Origin of the sequence: Streptomyces xanthochromogenes (assembly GCF_014650455.1) — a bacterium.
Lineage (GTDB): Bacteria > Actinomycetota > Actinomycetes > Streptomycetales > Streptomycetaceae > Streptomyces > Streptomyces xanthochromogenes.
Window position 1 is genome coordinate 128,940 of record NZ_BMUZ01000007.1, and the last position, 17,002, is coordinate 145,941.

A 17,002-nucleotide genomic window follows, 5' to 3' on the forward strand; every position below is an offset into this window, starting at 1 on the left:
GACGAAGGAGGCGTGCGTGTTACGCGCCCGTGAACTGCCGGATCGGCAGGGGTGCGCCCCCCGGCGCCGGGGGGCGTCCGCACCTGGCGGACCGGCCGCGACACCACCCGTTTGACCTGGCGTGGGGGAGCCGAGTCGGGCTGAACGGGGTGGGTGTCGCGGCCGGGGTCTTGTATGCCGTCGCGGGGCCGGGCGACGGCGGGTGGCTCAGACGGCCTCGGCCGTCTCGGGCAGCTCCCGGGTGAGCAGGTCGGTCATCCGCACCACCTCGGCGACGTCCGAGAAGTCGCGCGCGGCGGTGTCGACGGTCTTGCGGAGCCGGGTGTTGACCCGCTCGGAGCGGACCCGCTTGGCGACCCGGAGCGCCTGCTCGGCAAGGACGGTCGACTGCTCGGGCTCCCGCTTGAGCAGGTGCACGGTGGCCATCCCGATGAGGTTCAGGGCGTAGCTGCGCTGGTGCTCCTCGTCCTTGCCGAACAGGGCGACGGCCTGTTCCATCACGGGCTCGGCGAGCGAGGCGTAGGTGGGGCTGCGGCCTGCCACGTAGGCGAGGTCGCGGAAGGAGTGGGCGTTCTCCCCGTTGAGCTCCGCCTCGGAGAAGAAGCGGATCCAGTCCGGCTCCGGCTCGCCGTCGAGCCCGGCGTCACCGAAGGTGTCCTCGGCCATCCGGGCGGCGCGCTTGGTCTTGCTGGGCTGGCCCATGTTGGCGTAGGCGCGGGCCTCCATCGCATACAGCATCGCCTGGGTGCGGGCGGTCGCGCAGTCGCGGCTGCCGTACTGGGCGAGGTGGATGAGTTCGAGGGCGTCGTCGGGGCGCCCGAGATGGATCATCTGGCGGCTCATGGAGGACAGGATGTAGGAGCCGAGGGGCTTGTCGCCCGCCTCCTTGGAGGCGTGCAGGGCCAGCACGAAGTACTTCTGGGCGGTGGGCTGGAGGCCGACGTCGTAGCTCATCCAGCCGGCCAGCTCGGCGAGTTCGGCCGCGCATTTGAACAGCCGCTTGGAGGTGGCGGCGGGCTGGGGTTCCTGGAGCAGGTCGGTGACCTCGTGGAGCTGGCCCACCACCGCCTTGCGGCGCAGGCCGCCGCCGCACTGGGCGTCCCACTGGCGGAACATCGCGGTGGTGGATTCGAGCAGTTCCAGTTCGGGCCGGGAGAGCCGGGAGGGGCGCCGCGCGCTGGCCGCGGTCTCCGGGGGCCCGGGGTCGCTGGTGAGCGAGGGCACGAGCCAGCGCTGCATGGGCTCGATGAGGGAGGGGCCCGCGGCCAGCATCAGGGAGGTGCCGAGGAAGCCGCGCCGGGCGAGCATGAGGTCGCTGCGCGAGAACTCGCTCAGCAGCGACACCGTCTGGGGTCCGGCCCAGGGCAGGTCGACTCCGGACACCGAGGGCGACTGGTGGGCCTGGCGCAGGCCGAGGTCCTCGATCGCGACGATGCTCCCGAAGCGCTCCGAGAACAGCTCCGAGAGAATCCGGGGAATGGGCTCGCGCGGCATCTCGCCGTCGAGCCAGCGCCGCACTCTGGAGGTGTCGGTACTGATGTGGTGGGCGCCCATCTGGCGCGCCCGCCGGTTCACCTGGCGCGCCAGCTCGCCCTTCGACCAGCCGCTCCGTACGAACCACGAACCCAGCTGTTCGTTGGGGCGCTTTCCGGCGCTCGTACCGCTAGCCCCACTGCCGCCCACTGGAACGCCCCCAATCTGCTGAAGCCTCACGTGCGTCGGTTGTGCATCGATTGCGCGAACCCCTATCAGAATGCCGCTAGTTGGGCCCCCTGTCCCGCGGTTGCACCCGCCCGGACCGGAAACCTCCTTGCCTCCGGCATACCCGCGGGTGCGCATACCCCCCAGGTCCGTGTACCGACGGTAATCCTACGATCACCCGTCCGGCCATGGCGATTCCAGAAACGCCACCATTCGCCACCCCTTCGAATGAACTCCCCTGCCGCCAGGCGCGATTCACTTGACACAGGGCGATCAGCGTCGGGTGGAGCGGAGTGAGCCGGGGCGCACGAAGCACCCCGCACCACCCCTTTCACGACCGTGTCCACCCTGGCGGAGACGGAAAGTGACGGGAAAACTCCGGATCGTCACGACTACGCCATGAGCGTCGTAACCACCGACGCGGCAGACCCGTTGGAGGGGGCATGGGCTTCACGATCGGCGGCAGCCGGGGCATCAGGGAGACCCGGTCCGGCTCCTGGCGCCGCGGCCGCTCCACACGCACGACCCGCACCAGTGAGGTCACCGCCGTGGCCGAGTACACCGGCCTGTGGGGGTGGTCCGTCGCGCCGGGCGCCCGGGCCCTGAACGGCGAGTGCTCGTGCGGCAGTTCGTCCTGCACGGAGCCGGGCGCGCACCCCCTCGCCTTCACGCCCGAGGTACCGGCGGGCGCGACCCTCGACGATGTCACCGAGGCCTGGTCGCAGTGCCCGGGGGCTTCGGTGCTGCTGCCGGTCGGGCGCACGTTCGACGTCCTGGACGTGGCGGCGCCGGCCGGCCGGCGGGCGCTGGTGCGCCTGGAGCGGATGGGCCTTCCACTGGGCCCCGTGTCCTCGACGCCCACCGGGCGCACCCACTTCTACGTCGCCCCGGGCGCCTGTGCCGAACTCCCCCGGCTGCTCTACCGGATGGGCTGGGACGACGCGGTCCTCGACCTGCGCTGCCCACCGCGCGGCAGCTACGTGCCGGCGCCGCCGTCCGGCGACGTGAACTGGCTGCGCCCGCCCTCCCTGGACACCGCGACCCGGCCCCCGCAGGCCCGCCTCCTGCTCGGCACGCTGGCGTACATCTGCCACCGCTCGGCGGCGTAGTCCACGGACGCGCGAACGCCCCGCCGCATCTGTTGCTTGCGGCGGGGCGTCGGCGTGCCGGTGTGTCAGGGGTGGGGCTCAGTCGCCGATCAGCGCGTCGACGAACGCCTCCGGCTCGAACGGAGCCAGGTCGTCCGCGCCCTCGCCGAGCCCGACGAGCTTGACGGGGACGCCCAGTTCGCGCTGGACGGCGATGACGATGCCGCCCTTGGCGGTGCCGTCGAGCTTGGTCAGGACGATGCCGGTGATGTCGACGACCTCGGCGAACACCCGGGCCTGGACCAGGCCGTTCTGTCCGGTCGTGGCGTCGAGCACGAGCAGCACCTCGTCGAGCGGGCCGTGCTTCTCCACGACGCGCTTGACCTTGCCGAGCTCGTCCATGAGGCCGGTCTTGGTGTGCAGGCGGCCCGCGGTGTCGATGAGCACGACGTCCGCGCCCTCGGCGATGCCCTCCTTGACGGCGTCGAACGCGATCGAGGCGGGGTCGCCGCCCTCGGGGCCGCGCACGGTGCGGGCGCCGACGCGCTCGCCCCAGGTCTGGAGCTGGTCGGCGGCGGCGGCCCGGAAGGTGTCGGCCGCGCCGAGCACGACGGACTTGCCGTCGGCGACCAGGACGCGGGCGAGCTTGCCGGTGGTGGTGGTCTTGCCGGTGCCGTTCACGCCGACGACCATGACGACGCCGGGGACGGTCTCGCCGCCCTCGGTCTTGACCTCGCGGTCGAAGTCCGTGCCGAGCAGCGCGAGGAGCTCCTCGCGCAGCAGCGTGCGCAGGTCCTGCGGGGTGCGGGTGCCGAGCACCTTGACGCGCTCGCGGAGCCGGTCGACCAGCTCCTGGGTGGGCGCGACGCCGACGTCGGCGGTCAGCAGGGTGTCCTCGATCTCCTCCCAGGTGTCCTCGTCGAGGTGTTCGCGGGAGAGCAGGGTGAGCAGACCCTTGCCGAGCGAGTTCTGCGAGCGGGCGAGGCGGGCCCGCAGCCGGACGAGCCGGCCGGCGGTCGGCTCGGGCACATCGAGCGCCGGCGCCTCGGGGGCAACGGGCTCCTCGATGACGACCGGGGTGGCGGGGGCCTCGGGAAGGCCGACCTCCTCGATGGTGCGGCGCGGTTCCTCCGCCGTCTCCGCGGCGTCCTCACCGACCTGAGGCTCGGCGGGCGGGGCTGTGATGGTCGGCGTGCTCGGCGGCGCGGTGGGCGGCAGCTGCTTCTTCTTGCGGCTGCTGACCACGAGCCCGCTGATCGCGCCGACCGCGACCAGGGCGATGACTACAGCAAGGATGACGAATTCCATAACGCTCCCAGTATCGGGTACGAGTCCGCGAGGGCCCAGTTTGTACCTTCCTCCGAGAACGGAAGGGAATTATGGGGCAGGTGTCAGATTAAAGTACGATAGAGGTAGCTGCATCAACGCGCGTAGAGTCCCCTTCGACTACCCCCACCGGCTCAGCGTCGAGCCGAGCGAGAGGCACGGAACTCCACCCCCATGAACGACACCGGCTCCCCCGACGAAGCGCAGAGCGCCCTGGAAACACGTGGCTTGGAGCCCGTGCCGGACGCGGAGCGCACCGCCAGAACCCGCGAGCTCTTCCCCACCTGGGTCGCCGCGAACATCAGCGTGCTGCTGCTCACGATGGGCGCCAGCCTCGTCGTCGCGTACAAGCTCAACTTCTGGCAGGCGATCGTGGTCGCCGTGTGCGCGCCCATTCTCTCGTACGGCCTGGTCGGGCTCATCGGGATCGCGGGCAAGCGCGGCGGCGCCCCCGGCATGGCGCTGTCGCGCGCGGTGTTCGGCCAGCGCGGCAATCTGCTGCCCGGTTCGCTGATCTGGGTGGCGCGCTGGGGCTGGGAGACCATCAACGCGGTGACCGGCGCCTACGCGGTGCTGACCGTCCTGGACATCCTCTTCGGGATCAAGAGCAACACGTTCCTGATCATCGTGACGCTCGCCGTCTTCGTGGTCATCACGTTCGCCATCTCGGGCCTCGGCATCCACGTCGTCCAGAAGTGCAACAAGTACGCGACCTTCCTGTTCGGCGCGTTCTCGGTCCTGGTGCTCGTGTACCTCGTGATGAACACCGACTGGTCCGCCGTCCTCCACCAGCCGGCCGGCAAGACCTCGCTGATGGTCGCGGGCATCGGCATGATCGCCGCGGGCGGTGTCAGCTGGATCCCGTCCGCCCCCGACTTCGCCCGCTACCTGCCGCGCACCGCCTCCTCCAGGGCGATCGTCGGCAACTCGATCGGCGGCGCCGGCATCGTGGTGCTTCCCATGGTCCTGATGGGCGCGGTCATGGCCGTCTCCACGCCGGACCTCGCCTCGGCCGCCGACCCGGTGTCCTTCCTCGGCGAGATCCTGCCGATGTGGATCGCGGTGCCCTACCTGCTGATCGCGCTCGTCGGCATGCTGCTCATCAACTCGATGTCGATGTACTCGGCGGGCTTCACCGCGCAGACCCTCGGCTTCAAGATCCCGCGCCACTGGGCGGTCTCCGTCAACGCGGTCATCTCGCTGGTCTTCGGCGGCATCCTGATGCTGGTCGCCACCAGCTTCATGGGCTCCTTCATCGCCTTCCTCTCGCTGCTCGCCGTCGCGTTCTCGGCCTGGGTCGGCGTGTTCGGCGCGGACATGCTGCGCCGCCCGGAGTACGACGCGAAGGCGCTGCTCGACACGACGCGCACCAGCGCCTACTGGTACAAGGGCGGCTTCTCCCCCGCCGCGGTCATCGCCTGGGCGGTGGGCCTGCTCGGCGGCCTCATGTTCACCAAGTCCGACTGGTTCACGGGGCCGCTGTCCTCGAACAACCCGGTCGGCGAGTACGGCCTCGGCTGGGTCGCCACCATCGTGATCTCCGGCCTGCTGTACGTCGTGCTGCCCAAGCCGCCGGTGGTCGACGCCGAGGCTCCCGACACCTCCGACGCCGCCAAGTCCGCCGAGACTCTGGCTGTCTGACGCCTCGTCAGCTACCGTCCCCCTTCGCCCGGGGTTCCCCTGGAACCCGCCCGGTGGAGGGGGACTTTTCCATGCCGTTCACGGTCGTACGCATGAACCTGGTGGACCCGGACGCCACCGCCCAGTCGCTGTCCGCCCGCTACCGGGCGGCCCTGGAGATGGCGGCGTTCGCCGACGACCGGGGCGTCGACACCGTCCAGACCGAGGAGCACCACGGCACGGACAACAACTGGCTGCCCTCCCCCTTCGCCTTCGCGGGCGCGGTCTTCGGCGCCACCCGCCGCATCGCGGTCACGGTCTCGGCGATCATCGGGCCGCTGTACGACCCGCTGCGGCTCGCCGAGGACATCGCGGTGCTCGACCTGGTGAGCGGCGGCCGTCTGGTGACGGTCTCCGGGATCGGCTACCGGCCCGCCGAGTACGAGCAGCAGGGCGTCGAGTGGGGCCGGCGCGGCAAGCTCCAGGACGAGCTCCTGGAGACGCTCCTGAAGGCCTGGAGCGGCGAGGAGTTCACCTTCCGGGGACGTCAAGTGCGGGTCACACCGCGCCCGTTCACCGAGCCGCATCCGATGCTCCTGGTCGGCGGCTCCTCCAGGGCGGCCGCGAACCGGGCCGCCCGGCTCGGCCTGCCGTTCTTCCCGAGCGCGCATCTGCCGGAGCTTGAGGCGTACTACAACGACAAACGCGCCGAGTACGGCACCGAGGGCTTCTGCATGATGCCGGCGGCGACGACGCCCCTGCTGCACATCAGCGAGGACCCGGACCGGACCTGGGCCGAGTACGGCGAGCACTTCCTGCACGAGGCGCGGATGTACGCGTCCTGGCAGTCCAAGGACATCCGCTCGGCGGTGAAGTCCGCGGCGACGACGGTGGCGGAGCTGCGCGCGGAGGGCGTCTATCGCGTGCTGACCCCCGAACAGTGCGCATCACTGGCGGCCGACAGCCTGGTCCTGCACCCCCTGTGCGGCGGCATGCCCATCGACGAGGCCTGGAACAGCCTCCACCTGTTCTGCGACCGGGTGCTTCCGGCGCTCTAGGCCGGCTCCGCCTCTTCCGCCCGGCGCGGCGAGAGGGCCATGAGCACGAGGACCACGGTCCGTACGATCAGGCCGCCGAGCAGGGCCGTTCCGAAGCCGTCGACCTCGAAGCCGTCCAGCTTGCCGCCGACCCATCCGGCGAGCAGCCACAAGAGCGTGTCCTGCACGACGCCGACGGCCCCGAGGAGCAGGAGCATGACGGGCGGGGCGCTGCGGATGTCCGTCGGGTAGCACCGGATCGCCTGGTTGACGACGAGGAACAGCAGGCCCGTGAGCACGAAGCCCAGAACGGGCGAGGCGCCTTCGCGCAGCGATATGCCCGGGAGCAGCACGGCCGCGCCGACCCCGATGAAGTTGAAGACGGCGACGGGGTTGGTTCTCTTTTCCATGATCAAAAGGCTGGCACGGATGACCCGGAATCAGGAATTCAGCAGCAAACCGCCCCGGCTCGACGGGCGGGCCGGGGCGGTTGGGTGAGAGGAGAGAGGGGCAGCGGGGATTAGCCCATCTCCTCCAACGCCTTGCCCTTGGTCTCCTTGACGTACCGGAGCACGAAGGGGATCGAGAGCGCGGCGAAGATCGCGTAGATGACGTACGTGCCCGACAGGTTCCAGTCCGACAGGCTCGGGAAGCTCGCGGTGATGGCCCAGTTGGCGATCCACTGGGCGGCCGCGGCCACGCCGAGGGCCGCGGCGCGGATCCGGTTCGGGAACATCTCGCCGAGGAAGACCCAGACCACCACGCCCCACGACAGGGCGAAGAAGAGCACGAAGACGTGGGCGGCGATCAGGGCCACGACGCCCTCGGTGTTGGGGAGCTTGCCGTCGACGAGGTGGGCGGAGAACGCCCAGGCCTCGACCGCGAGGGCGATCGCCATGCCGATGGAGCCGACGAGCGCGAGCGGCTTGCGGCCGACCCGGTCGACCAGGACCATCGCGATCACGGTGCCGATGATGTTGATGATCGACGTGGTGAACGAGTAGAAGAACGAGCTCGACGGGTCGATGCCGACGGACTGCCACAGCGTCGAGGAGTAGTAGAACGCGACGTTGATGCCGACGAGCTGCTGGAAGACCGAGAGGCCGATGCCGACCCAGACGATGGGCAGGAAGCCCATCCTGGAGCCGAGCAGGTCCTTGAAGCTCGACTTGTGCTCGGAGCGCATCGCGTGCTCGATCTCGGCGACGCGGGCGTCCAGGTCGACGTCCTTGCCCTCGACGTCGGCCAGCACCTTCTTGGCGTCGGCGTCACGGCCGACCGAGATGAGGAAGCGCGGCGACTCGGGGATGGCGAAGGAGAGCAGCCCGTACAGGACGGCCGGGACGACCATCACGCCGAGCATGACCTGCCAGGCCTCGATGCCCATGAGCTTGCCGCGCTGGTCGCCGTGGGCGGCGTTGAGGATGCCCCAGTTGACGAGCTGGGAGATCGCGATGCCGATGACGATGGCGGCCTGCTGGAAGGAGCCGAGACGGCCGCGGTAGGCGGGCGGGGCGACCTCGGCGATGTAGGCCGGGCCGATGACCGAGGCCATGCCGATCGCGAAGCCGCCGATGATCCGCCAGAAGGCGAGGTCCCAGAGCGCGAACGGCAGCGCCGAACCGACGGCACTGATGGTGAAGAGGGCCGCCGCGATCTGCATGCAGCGGATGCGGCCGATGCGGTCGGCGATCCGGCCCGCGGTGGCGGCACCGATCGCACAGCCGATCAGGGCGATGGCGATGACCTGGGCGAGCGTCCCGGAGCCGATGGAGTACCGGTCGCGGATCGCCTCTACGGCGCCGTTGATCACGGAACTGTCGTAGCCGAAGAGGAAGCCGCCCATCGCGGCCGCCGCCGTGATGAAGATGACATGGCCGAGGTGGTCCGGGGCGGTGTGGCCGCCTCCGGACGCCTGCGACTGCGCGGTACTGGTCACATGTACTCCTGGGGCCGCCCGGCAACGTCGCCGGGGGTGAGGGGACTCCTCCAAGTGGGGCACAACTTCCGGTCACCCACCACTTGAACGTAAAGACAACGTTGCAGAGACTATGCCTTCAAGTTTCGAAGTCAATACCTGTTCGGTTGTGAATTTTCGGGGACGACTTGCCGCAGGTTGTTCAAGACTTGAACACGCGAAGCCCGGCCGTGCAGCCGCGAGTCGGGCCGGGCACTCCGGCCGCCCCGCCCGGCTCAGCGCAGCCGCTGGCTGATCACCTTGGAGACGCCGTCGCCCTGCATCGAGACGCCGTACAGCGCGTCGGCGACCTCCATCGTCCGCTTCTGGTGCGTGATCACGATCAGCTGGGAGGACTCCTGGAGCTCCTGCATGATCCGGATCAGCCGCTGGAGGTTGGTGTCGTCGAGGGCGGCCTCGACCTCGTCCATCACATAGAACGGGCTGGGCCTGGCCTTGAAGATGGAGACGAGCAGGGCCACCGCGGTCAGGGACCGCTCGCCGCCCGAGAGCAGCGACAGGCGCTTGACCTTCTTGCCCGGCGGACGCGCCTCCACGTCGACCCCGGTCGCCAGCATGTTGCCCGGGTCGGTCAGGATCAGCCGGCCCTCGCCGCCCGGGAAGAGCCGTGAGAAGACGCCCTCGAACTCCCTGGCCGTGTCCCGGTAGGCCTCCGTGAAGACCTGCTCGACGCGCTCGTCCACCTCCTTCACGACTTGAAGGAGGTCGGCCCGGGTCTTCTTGAGGTCCTCCAACTGCTCGGAAAGGAACTTGTGGCGCTCCTCCAGGGCCGCGAACTCCTCCAGGGCGAGTGGATTGACCTTTCCGAGCTGCTGGTACGCCCGTTCGGCTGCCTTGAGCCGCTTCTCCTGCTCGGCCCGCGCGTACGGGACGGGCTGGTTGCGCGGGTGCATGGGGTCATCGGGCAGCTCCTCTCCCTCGGCGGGCGGGGAGGGAGCCACCGGCTGGTCGGGCCCGTACTCGGCCACGAGCCCGGCCGGCTCGACCCCCAGCTCCTCCAGCGCCTTGGTCTCCAGCTGCTCGATCCGCAGCCGCTTCTCAGCTCCTAGTACCTCGCCGCGGTGAACTGAATCAGTGAGTTTGTCGAGTTCCGCCTTCAGGTCCCGGCCCGCTCCGCGGGCGGCGGCAAGCTCCTGCTCCCGCTCCCCCTTCGCGGCCTCCGCGCCGGCCCGCTCCCGGTCGGCCCGCACGAGGGAGACCTCGACGTGGGCGAGCAGGGTCCGCGCGCCCGAGGCGACGGCCTCGGCGACGGCCGCCTCGTGGCGCAGCCGGGCGCGCCGCTGCTCGGCCCTGGCCCGCGCCTCGCGCTCGGCCCGGGCCCCGCGGTCGAGCGCCTCGGCCCGCCCGGCGAGCGCCTTGACGCGTTCCTCGTGGGTACGGGCCTGGAGGCGGGCCTCCATCTCGGTCTGGCGGGCGTTGGCGCCGTCCGCCGCGAGCCGGTCGCGCACCGAGGTGTCGGGCTCCTCCTCGACCGGCATCTCCTCGGCGACCAAGAGCCGCTCGGCCAGCTCCTCGGCCTCCTCGGTCGCCCGCTCCAGCGCCTCCTGGGCGCGGGCGGCGGCCGCCGCGGTCCGCTCGGCCTCGTCGGCCGCGCCGCGGGCCTGCCCGGCGAGCCGTCCGAGCTGCTGCGCCACGGAGGAGCGCGCCTTCTCGGCGGCCCGCCTCCGCTCCCCCAACTCCTCCACCTCTACGGCCAGTTGACCGCGGCGCTCCTCCGCGGCCCGCTGGGCCCCGGCCAGCTCCTCGCAGCGCACGGCCAGGTCGGCGAGCTCGGCGGCGGCCTCGTCGACGGCGGCCTGGACCTCCAGGAGGCTGGGGGCTCCGGCCGAGCCGCCGTGCGCGAAGTGGGCCCCGAGCACATCGCCGTCGGCGGTGACGGCGGTCAGCGCGGGCCGCGCGTAGACCAGGTCCTCGGCGTCCTCCAGGGTGGCGACCACCACGACCCCGCGCAGCAACTGCCGTACCGCGGGCATCAGTTCGGCGGGTCCGCGCACCAGGTCGGCGGCGCGGGGCGGGCCCTCGCCGGGCGTCGGCCGCGCGTCCTCGGGGGCGCCGCTCAGGAGCAGGGCCGCGCGCCCGGCGTCCTGTTTGCGCAGCAGCCGGATGGCCTCGGCTGCCGCCGAGGGCCCGCTGACCGCGATGGCGTCGGCGGCGACCCCGAGGGCCGCGGCGAGCGGCACCTCGTAGCCGGGTGCCACGGTGAGCAGTTCGGCGGCGGGCCCGAGCAGTCCGCTCAGCGCGTCGCGGGCGCCGAGCAGCGCGCCCGTGCCGTCCTTGCGGCGCAGGCCGAGCGCGAGGGCGTCGTGCCGGGCGGCGACGGCGGCGCGTTTACGCTCGGCGGCGGTGGCCTCCTCGCGGGCTGCGCCGAGCGCCGCCTCGGCCGCGGCCAGCTCCCGCCTGGCGGCGTCATGGGCGTCGGCGAACCCGGTGTCGTCGGCTTCGAGGCCGTCCACCTCGGCCTTGAGCCGCTCGTACTCCTCCTGGGCGAGCTCGGCCCGCTCCCCCGCCTCGTCGCGTGCGGCGGCAAGCCGGTCGATCTCCGCCTGGGCGGAACCCGCCCGGCCGCGCGCCGCGTTCACCTGGCCGTGCAGCCGTGCGAGGCCCTCGCGCCGGTCCGCGATGGAGCGGGCCACGTCCTTCAGGCGGCGCTCCTCGGCGGCGAGTTCGCGCTCCAGATCGGCGCGGTGGGCGGCGGTGTCCTCCAGGGCGTGCTCGGCCGCTTCGAGCGCGGCCTCCAGCTCGGCCTCCTGTTCGCGGATGCGGGCGGCCTCGCGTTCCATGTCCTCCGGGTCGCGGCCGCGCCGCTCCTCGGGGGGCTGGGCGCTCGCGCTCTTGACCCGGGCGTCGGCCAGCGAGATCGTGCCGCGCACCCGCTCGGCCAGCTGGGACAGCTCGTACCAGGTCTGCTGGGCGCGCTGGAGTCGAGGCGTCAACTGGCGGACCTGGTCCTCCAGTTGGGCTTCGCGGGCCAGGGCCGCCTTCAGGTCGGCGGCGGCGCTCTCCTTGCGTCGAAGCAGCTCGGCCTCGTCGGCGATCTCGGCGCTGAGCGCTTCCCGCATGCGGACGAGGTCGTCGGCGAGCAGCCGCAGGCGGGCGTCGCGCAGGTCGGCCTGGATGACGGCGGCGCGGCGGGCCACGGCGGCCTGCCGGCCGAGCGGCTTGAGCTGGCGGCGCAGCTCGTCGGTGAGGTCCTGGACGCGGGCCAGGTTGGCCTTCATCGCGTCCAGCTTGCGCAGCGCCTTCTCCTTGCGCTTGCGGTGCTTCAGCACACCGGCCGCCTCCTCGATGAAGGCGCGCCGGCCCATCGGGTCGGCGTGCAGCACGGAGTCGAGCTGGCCCTGCCCGACGATGACGTGCATCTCGCGCCCGATGCCGGAGTCGGAGAGCAGTTCCTGGATGTCGAGGAGGCGGCAGGTGTCGCCGTTGATCTGGTATTCGCTGCCGCCGTTGCGGAACATGATCCGCGTGATGGTGACTTCGGCGTATTCGATGGGCAGCGCGCCGTCGGAATTGTCGATGGTGAGGGAGACCTCGGCCCGGCCGAGCGGCGGCCGGCCGGTCGTCCCGGCGAAGATGACGTCCTCCATCTTTCCGCCGCGCAACGACTTGGCGCCCTGCTCGCCCATGACCCAGCTCAGCGCGTCCACGACATTGGACTTGCCTGATCCGTTGGGGCCCACCACACAGGTGATGCCCGGCTCGAACTTCAGCGTGGTCGCGGAGGCGAAGGATTTGAATCCGCGCAGGGTGAGGGCCTTGAGGTGCACGCCGCCGGACTCTACCTTTCGCTCCCGGTTTCGCCCAGGAAGGTGCAGGGCAGATCAGAGCGTGAAGGGAAAGGCCGATCGCCCCCGGTTCGCACCGGAGGAAAGAAAGAAGGGACGCCGAAGCGTCCCTTGCAATACATTGCAGGTCTTGCGGATCTCTCGATCTCGACGAGAGAACGGAAGCCTCTCCCACCCGTGGATCAGGTGAGGGCGGGCTCCGCCTGGGGGACGTCGATGTCGATGCCTTCGAGCAGCGAATCTCCGCGGTGCGAAGCGGCGGCAGCGGCGAGCACGTCGTTCTCGGACTGAATCCGGTTGAGCTCGGACTCTAGGTCCTGGACGCGCTGCTGGAGCCGTCGCATCTCGGCGAGGAGTCGCGGATCGGAACCGCCGACGTAACCGAGAAGCGCCTTTGCCATGATGGATGGTCCTCCACACTGAGTGACCGACCGAAGCGGTGTGGGTCGTGAGGGAATCGCACCCGCGGTGCTTGGACTTGACTGCGGTTCTTCATGCCAAACAGCTAAGGTGCGCGGGGCTTCCAGAGTCTCACCAAAAAGTTTGACGGTCAACACGATCACGCCCCGTATCCATGGGCAATCCGGGGGCACGCGGCCGCGAACCGTGCGGCGCTGCCTCTCCTCGGAGCCCCGGGGGCGTGGAGATCATCCTTACTGCCGCAGCTTTCCACGCCGGGCGCGAGATGGCAACAGGCAGATCGTTCGAGGTCAGCGCGTGGTTGCGAGCCGGACGCGGCGCGTCACCGCGGCCGGCTCGCCCGCGGCGGGGCACCCGGCTCAGCGGATCGCGAAGCCGTCGTAGCCGCCGCGTGCTGTGTCCCAGATCTCGGTCACTCCGTCGACCCGGCCCGGTGTGTCGTCGGAGCGAAGCCACTCCAGCAAACGGTGGCAATTCTCACGTGGCCCCTCGGCGACGACCTGGACGCGTCCGTCGTCCAGATTGAGGGCGAAACCACGGAGGCCGCCGATCTCCAGAGCATTTGCCCTGGTGAACCAGCGGAAGCCGACTTGCTGTACTCGCCCGCGCACCCAGGCCGTGAGTCGAACATCTCCGTGCGCATCTTCGTTCATACGTGCACGCTAACCGGCCAATTGCTCACGCGGCACTTCGCCCCCATGCGCCATGGCGTACAGTCGCGACGCAATCAGCCTCACCCGTATGGGTTAGTGGCCATTTGATCATTTCGGGCCGACCGCGGCCCGCGCGGCAATGCGTCAGCCATTGCCCCGGCATTGAGGAAGGCACCGCAGATGGGACGCCATCGTCGCTCCGCCGCCGACCCCGCACCCGCCGAACCCGCGGCGGGCCCGGACGGCCGGCCCCGGGGTGGGTCGCGCCGGAGGAAGCGGGCCGCCGCGCCCGTACGCACCGGGCTGCTCGGCGTCTCCGCGGCGGTCGCCGTGGGCGCCGTGGCCGTTGCCTCGGGCCTACTGCCCGGCGGCGGTACGTACAAGGTGAGCGGCGACACGATGACCGGCCCCCGGGTGCAGGCGAGCCGCACCCCCGACGTGCGGCCGCAGGGCAGCGTGTCGGAGAAGCCGACCGGCACGGCGCCCGCCCCCGCCGGGTCGAGCAGCGCCGCATCGCCGACGCCGTCGGCCGCGCCCTCCTCCCCCAGCGCCTCGGCCACACCGTCGGCGCCCGCCTCCGCCACGCCCTCGGCGCCACCCGCCCCGCGGAAGAAGTCCGAGGCCCCGGCCCCCGCGCCGTCCGGGCCCGCGGCTCCCCCGAGCGCTCCGCCCAGCGCCGCGCCCTCGCAGCAGGTGCAGTTGCCGAGCGCCGAGGTGTCGGCCGCCGCGACCGTGATGTCGCTCGTCAACCAGCAGCGGGCGCAGGCGGGTTGCAGCCCCGTGGCCGCGGACCCGGCGCTGGGTACGCTCGCCACCGCCTTCAGCGACGACATGGCGGCCCGCGGCTTCTTCGACCACACCGACCCGGACGGCCACACCCCGTGGGACCGGGCCGCGAAGGCCGGCGTGCAGGGCCTCGGCGGCGAGAACATCGCCCGCGGCCAGGCCGACGCCAAGGCCGTGATGGACGCCTGGATGAACAGCCCGGGCCACCGCGCGAACATCCTCAACTGCGAGTACAAGTCCCTGGGCGTCGGTGTGCACTTCGGCCCCGGAGGCCCGTGGTGGACCCAGGACTTCGGCTTTTGATCATTCGGCCGGGCGCACCGCGCATACGGGCAATTGATCAATTCCATCGCTCACGCGTCACCACGGTCGCGTAATTCGACCGTACGCGCATGAAGTCCCCGCGGGACAACGAAAGGGCCCCCTCCGTCACGAACGGAGGGGGCCCTTCGTGCGGTGCGGAATACGCGCCCCGCGGCTCGGTGTCCCGTCAGGCGCCGACGGCCGCCCGGCCCGAGACGAAGACGCGGGCCGTCTCGGCGATACGGCGGCCCAGGTGCTCGGCGGTCGCGATGTCGGCCTTGTGGACGGCCTCGGGACCCTCGTCGTTGTTGGTCTGGGCGGCGGCCCCGGCGAAGAAGCCGAGCCGGTTGAGGTCGTGCTCGGAGCCCGTCGAGACGTTCCAGCCGGGCTTCAGGCCGAGGTTGACCCAGTGCATGCCGTGCTGCGCGGCGAGGGTCTGGAAGAACTGCAGGGTGTGGCCCTTGTCGCCGCTCTTGGAGCCGGAGTTGGTGAAGCCCGCGGCCAGCTTGTCCTGCCAGGCGTCGGTGAACCAGCGCTTCGAGCTGGCCTCGGCGAACTGGTGGAAGGCCCCGGAGGCGGTGCCCATGTAGGTGGGCGAGCCGAAGACGATGGCGTCCGAGCCGTCGAGCAGCTCCCACTCGGCGTCGGTGATGGTGTCGATCCTGATGAAGTGCACGGTGGCCCCGGCCTCGGCGGCCGCGGTCCGGACGGCTTCGGCGAGGACCGCGGTGTGGCCGTGGCCGGAGTGGTAGGCGATCGAGACGACAGGAGTGGTCACGGCGGTTATCCCCTCAAGGGCATGCGACAGGGCATGGAACAAAGGCGTGGAACGGCAGGCGGCGCGACGGCCGGAGCCGGTGCAGCGGCGGTGACCGTCGCGGCGCTGCACTCAGGTAAGCACTAACTTTTGGTTAGCGCAACCTGGGCGTGCGCGCTGTCGGGGCGTATGGTGAGGGTATGGATGAGACTTCTCCCCGGTCCGCCCGCAAGGGCGGGACCGCCGTCGAGGGCGACCCGGACGCGGACCTCGCGTTCGACGTGTTCGCCAAGACCTGTCCGTCGCGGCGCACGCTGGAGGACGTCACGGGGCGCTGGGGCAGCCTGACACTGGGCGCGCTGCACGAGGGCAGCCTGCGCTTCAACGAGCTGCGGCGCCGGGTCGACGGCGTCAGCGAGAAGATGCTCTCCCAGACGCTGCACGCGCTGGAGCGCGACGGGCTCGTCCACCGGGAGGCCCAGCCGACGAACCCGCCGCGGGTGGACTACGAACTGACCCCGCTGGGGCGCGAGGTGGCCGAGCGGCTCCTCGCGCTCATCCACTTCGTGGAGGACCGGATGCCGTCGGTGCTGGACGCGCAGCAGAGCTACGACGTGGCGCGCGGGACCCGCTGACACTTCGGGCAGAAGTAGCTGGACCGGTTCATCCAGGCGCGCCTGCGCATGGGCGTTCCGCAGCGCCGGCACGGCTCGCCCTCGCGGCCGTACGCGTCGAGCGAGCGGTCGAAGTAGCCGGATTCGCCGTTCACGTTGACGTAGAGGCTGTCGAAGCTGGTGCCGCCGACGGCGAGCGCCGCGTTCATCACGTCCCGTGCGTGGCCCAGGAGTTCGGCCGCCTTGGGACGGTTCAGGGTCGCCGTCGGGCGGTCGTAGTGCAGTTTGGCGCGCCAGAGCGCCTCGTCGGCGTAGATGTTGCCGACGCCGCTGATGAGCGATTGATCGAGCAGTGCCCGTTTGACCGTGGTGCGCTTGAGCCGCAGCGCCACGAAGAAGGCCTCGTCGTCGAACTCGGGGTCCAGCGGATCCCGGGCGATGTGCGCGATGACGTCCGGGAGGCCGTCCGTGCTGTTGGCGGCGGTGTCGTGCAGTGAGAGCCCGCCGAAGGTGCGCTGGTCGACGAAGCGCAGCTCGGTGCCCGCGTCGTCCTGGAACCGCACCCGGATGCGCAGGTGTTTCTCGTCCGGGGCGTCCACGGGCTGCACCAGGAGCTGCCCGCTCATCCCGAGGTGCCCGAGCACGGAGGCATCGGTGTCGGCGAGCGGCAGCCACAGGTACTTGCCGCGCCGACGCGCGACTCCGATCCGGTGGCCCTTGAGCCGGTCCGCGAAGTCGTCGCCGCCCGCGAGGTGACGGCGTACCGCGCGGGGATGCAGCACCTCGACGTCCGCCACGGTGCGCCCGGCCACCCAGCGCTCAAGACCGCGCCGGACCACTTCGACTTCAGGCAGCTCGGGCATGGCCGCAGATTACCCCCGTGGCGCCGGTCGAGTCGCGGCGGGCCCGTACAGAACGAAACCCCCGCCCGGCG

14 protein-coding genes are annotated in these 17,002 nt (G+C 71.1%); 5 read left to right on the plus strand and 9 right to left on the minus strand.

What is annotated here, in order from left to right; all coding sequences use genetic code 11:
- Positions 1 to 207 precede the first annotated feature (207 nt).
- Positions 208 to 1,683, minus strand: a complete 1,476-nt coding sequence (gene nsdA / locus IE267_RS19575) for a transcriptional repressor NsdA (RefSeq protein WP_161244989.1) — start codon at positions 1,681 to 1,683, stop codon at positions 208 to 210.
- A 461-nt stretch (positions 1,684 to 2,144) separates the two neighbouring features.
- On the opposite strand from nsdA, the gene IE267_RS19580 reads away from it, so the two are divergent.
- On the plus strand, positions 2,145 to 2,810 hold the full coding sequence (locus tag IE267_RS19580) for a bifunctional DNA primase/polymerase (protein ID WP_161244986.1): 666 nt from the start codon (positions 2,145 to 2,147) through the stop codon (positions 2,808 to 2,810).
- A 78-nt stretch (positions 2,811 to 2,888) separates the two neighbouring features.
- On the opposite strand, the gene ftsY is transcribed toward IE267_RS19580, so the two are convergent.
- Complete coding sequence (gene ftsY, locus IE267_RS19585) at positions 2,889 to 4,097, minus strand: signal recognition particle-docking protein FtsY (RefSeq protein ID WP_167156564.1); 1,209 nt, start codon at positions 4,095 to 4,097, stop codon at positions 2,889 to 2,891.
- 192 nt (positions 4,098 to 4,289) lie between these two features.
- On the opposite strand from ftsY, the gene IE267_RS19590 reads away from it, so the two are divergent.
- Together IE267_RS19590 and IE267_RS19595 are read left to right on the plus strand one after the other, a co-directional pair.
- On the plus strand, positions 4,290 to 5,756 hold the full coding sequence (locus IE267_RS19590; protein ID WP_189764112.1) for a cytosine permease: 1,467 nt from the start codon (positions 4,290 to 4,292) through the stop codon (positions 5,754 to 5,756).
- Between the two features lie 71 nt (positions 5,757 to 5,827).
- The gene (locus tag IE267_RS19595) at positions 5,828 to 6,793 is read left to right on the plus strand and encodes an LLM class flavin-dependent oxidoreductase (RefSeq protein ID WP_167156568.1); all 966 of its coding nucleotides are present in this window, start codon (positions 5,828 to 5,830) and stop codon (positions 6,791 to 6,793) included.
- Here IE267_RS19595 and IE267_RS19600 read toward each other — a convergent pair.
- The 5 genes from IE267_RS19600 to IE267_RS19620 all read right to left on the minus strand — a co-directional run bounded on the left by IE267_RS19600 (position 6,790) and on the right by IE267_RS19620 (position 13,608).
- A complete protein-coding gene (locus tag IE267_RS19600; RefSeq protein ID WP_167156570.1) occupies positions 6,790 to 7,182 on the minus strand; it encodes a phage holin family protein in 393 nt (130 codons plus the stop codon). The two genes, IE267_RS19595 and IE267_RS19600, sit on opposite strands and share 4 nt — an antisense overlap.
- Positions 7,183 to 7,292: 110 nt before the next feature.
- Positions 7,293 to 8,711: a sugar porter family MFS transporter gene (locus IE267_RS19605; protein WP_189764113.1), complete on the minus strand. Its 1,419-nt coding sequence runs from the start codon at positions 8,709 to 8,711 to the stop codon at positions 7,293 to 7,295.
- Between the two features lie 254 nt (positions 8,712 to 8,965).
- The gene (gene smc / locus IE267_RS19610) at positions 8,966 to 12,517 is read right to left on the minus strand and encodes a chromosome segregation protein SMC (RefSeq protein ID WP_189764114.1); all 3,552 of its coding nucleotides are present in this window, start codon (positions 12,515 to 12,517) and stop codon (positions 8,966 to 8,968) included.
- Between the two features lie 200 nt (positions 12,518 to 12,717).
- Positions 12,718 to 12,936, minus strand: a complete 219-nt coding sequence (locus IE267_RS19615) for a hypothetical protein (RefSeq protein ID WP_100578044.1) — start codon at positions 12,934 to 12,936, stop codon at positions 12,718 to 12,720.
- Positions 12,937 to 13,314: 378 nt separating this feature from the next.
- Positions 13,315 to 13,608, minus strand: a complete 294-nt coding sequence (locus IE267_RS19620; protein ID WP_161250749.1) for an acylphosphatase — start codon at positions 13,606 to 13,608, stop codon at positions 13,315 to 13,317.
- A gap of 180 nt (positions 13,609 to 13,788) precedes the next feature.
- Between IE267_RS19620 and IE267_RS19625 the strand changes: the two genes are divergently transcribed.
- Positions 13,789 to 14,697: a CAP domain-containing protein gene (locus IE267_RS19625; RefSeq protein WP_189764115.1), complete on the plus strand. Its 909-nt coding sequence runs from the start codon at positions 13,789 to 13,791 to the stop codon at positions 14,695 to 14,697.
- A gap of 187 nt (positions 14,698 to 14,884) precedes the next feature.
- On the opposite strand, the gene IE267_RS19630 is transcribed toward IE267_RS19625, so the two are convergent.
- A complete protein-coding gene (locus tag IE267_RS19630) occupies positions 14,885 to 15,475 on the minus strand; it encodes a flavodoxin family protein (RefSeq protein WP_189764116.1) in 591 nt (196 codons plus the stop codon).
- Between the two features lie 179 nt (positions 15,476 to 15,654).
- Here IE267_RS19630 and IE267_RS19635 point away from each other — a divergent pair, with 179 nt between their 5' ends.
- Positions 15,655 to 16,089: a winged helix-turn-helix transcriptional regulator gene (locus IE267_RS19635; RefSeq protein WP_189764117.1), complete on the plus strand. Its 435-nt coding sequence runs from the start codon at positions 15,655 to 15,657 to the stop codon at positions 16,087 to 16,089.
- Here IE267_RS19635 and mutM read toward each other — a convergent pair.
- Positions 16,062 to 16,931: a bifunctional DNA-formamidopyrimidine glycosylase/DNA-(apurinic or apyrimidinic site) lyase gene (gene mutM, locus IE267_RS19640; protein WP_167156583.1), complete on the minus strand. Its 870-nt coding sequence runs from the start codon at positions 16,929 to 16,931 to the stop codon at positions 16,062 to 16,064. The two genes, IE267_RS19635 and mutM, sit on opposite strands and share 28 nt — an antisense overlap.
- Between the last annotated feature and the right edge of the window lie 71 nt (positions 16,932 to 17,002).

Excerpts from the sequence above, each read along its gene's own strand:
- IE267_RS19580 (WP_161244986.1), top strand. The coding sequence starts at position 2,145 with ATGGGCTTCACGATCGGCGGCAGCCGGGGCATCAGGGAGACCCGGTCC.
- ftsY (WP_167156564.1), bottom strand. The coding sequence starts at position 4,097 with ATGGAATTCGTCATCCTTGCTGTAGTCATCGCCCTGGTCGCGGTCGGC.
- IE267_RS19590 (WP_189764112.1), top strand. The coding sequence starts at position 4,290 with ATGAACGACACCGGCTCCCCCGACGAAGCGCAGAGCGCCCTGGAAACA.
- IE267_RS19595 (WP_167156568.1), top strand. The coding sequence starts at position 5,828 with ATGCCGTTCACGGTCGTACGCATGAACCTGGTGGACCCGGACGCCACC.
- IE267_RS19600 (WP_167156570.1), bottom strand. The coding sequence starts at position 7,182 with ATGGAAAAGAGAACCAACCCCGTCGCCGTCTTCAACTTCATCGGGGTC.
- IE267_RS19615 (WP_100578044.1), bottom strand. The coding sequence starts at position 12,936 with ATGGCAAAGGCGCTTCTCGGTTACGTCGGCGGTTCCGATCCGCGACTC.
- IE267_RS19620 (WP_161250749.1), bottom strand. The coding sequence starts at position 13,608 with ATGAACGAAGATGCGCACGGAGATGTTCGACTCACGGCCTGGGTGCGC.
- IE267_RS19625 (WP_189764115.1), top strand. The coding sequence starts at position 13,789 with ATGGGACGCCATCGTCGCTCCGCCGCCGACCCCGCACCCGCCGAACCC.
- IE267_RS19635 (WP_189764117.1), top strand. The coding sequence starts at position 15,655 with ATGGATGAGACTTCTCCCCGGTCCGCCCGCAAGGGCGGGACCGCCGTC.
- mutM (WP_167156583.1), bottom strand. The coding sequence starts at position 16,931 with ATGCCCGAGCTGCCTGAAGTCGAAGTGGTCCGGCGCGGTCTTGAGCGC.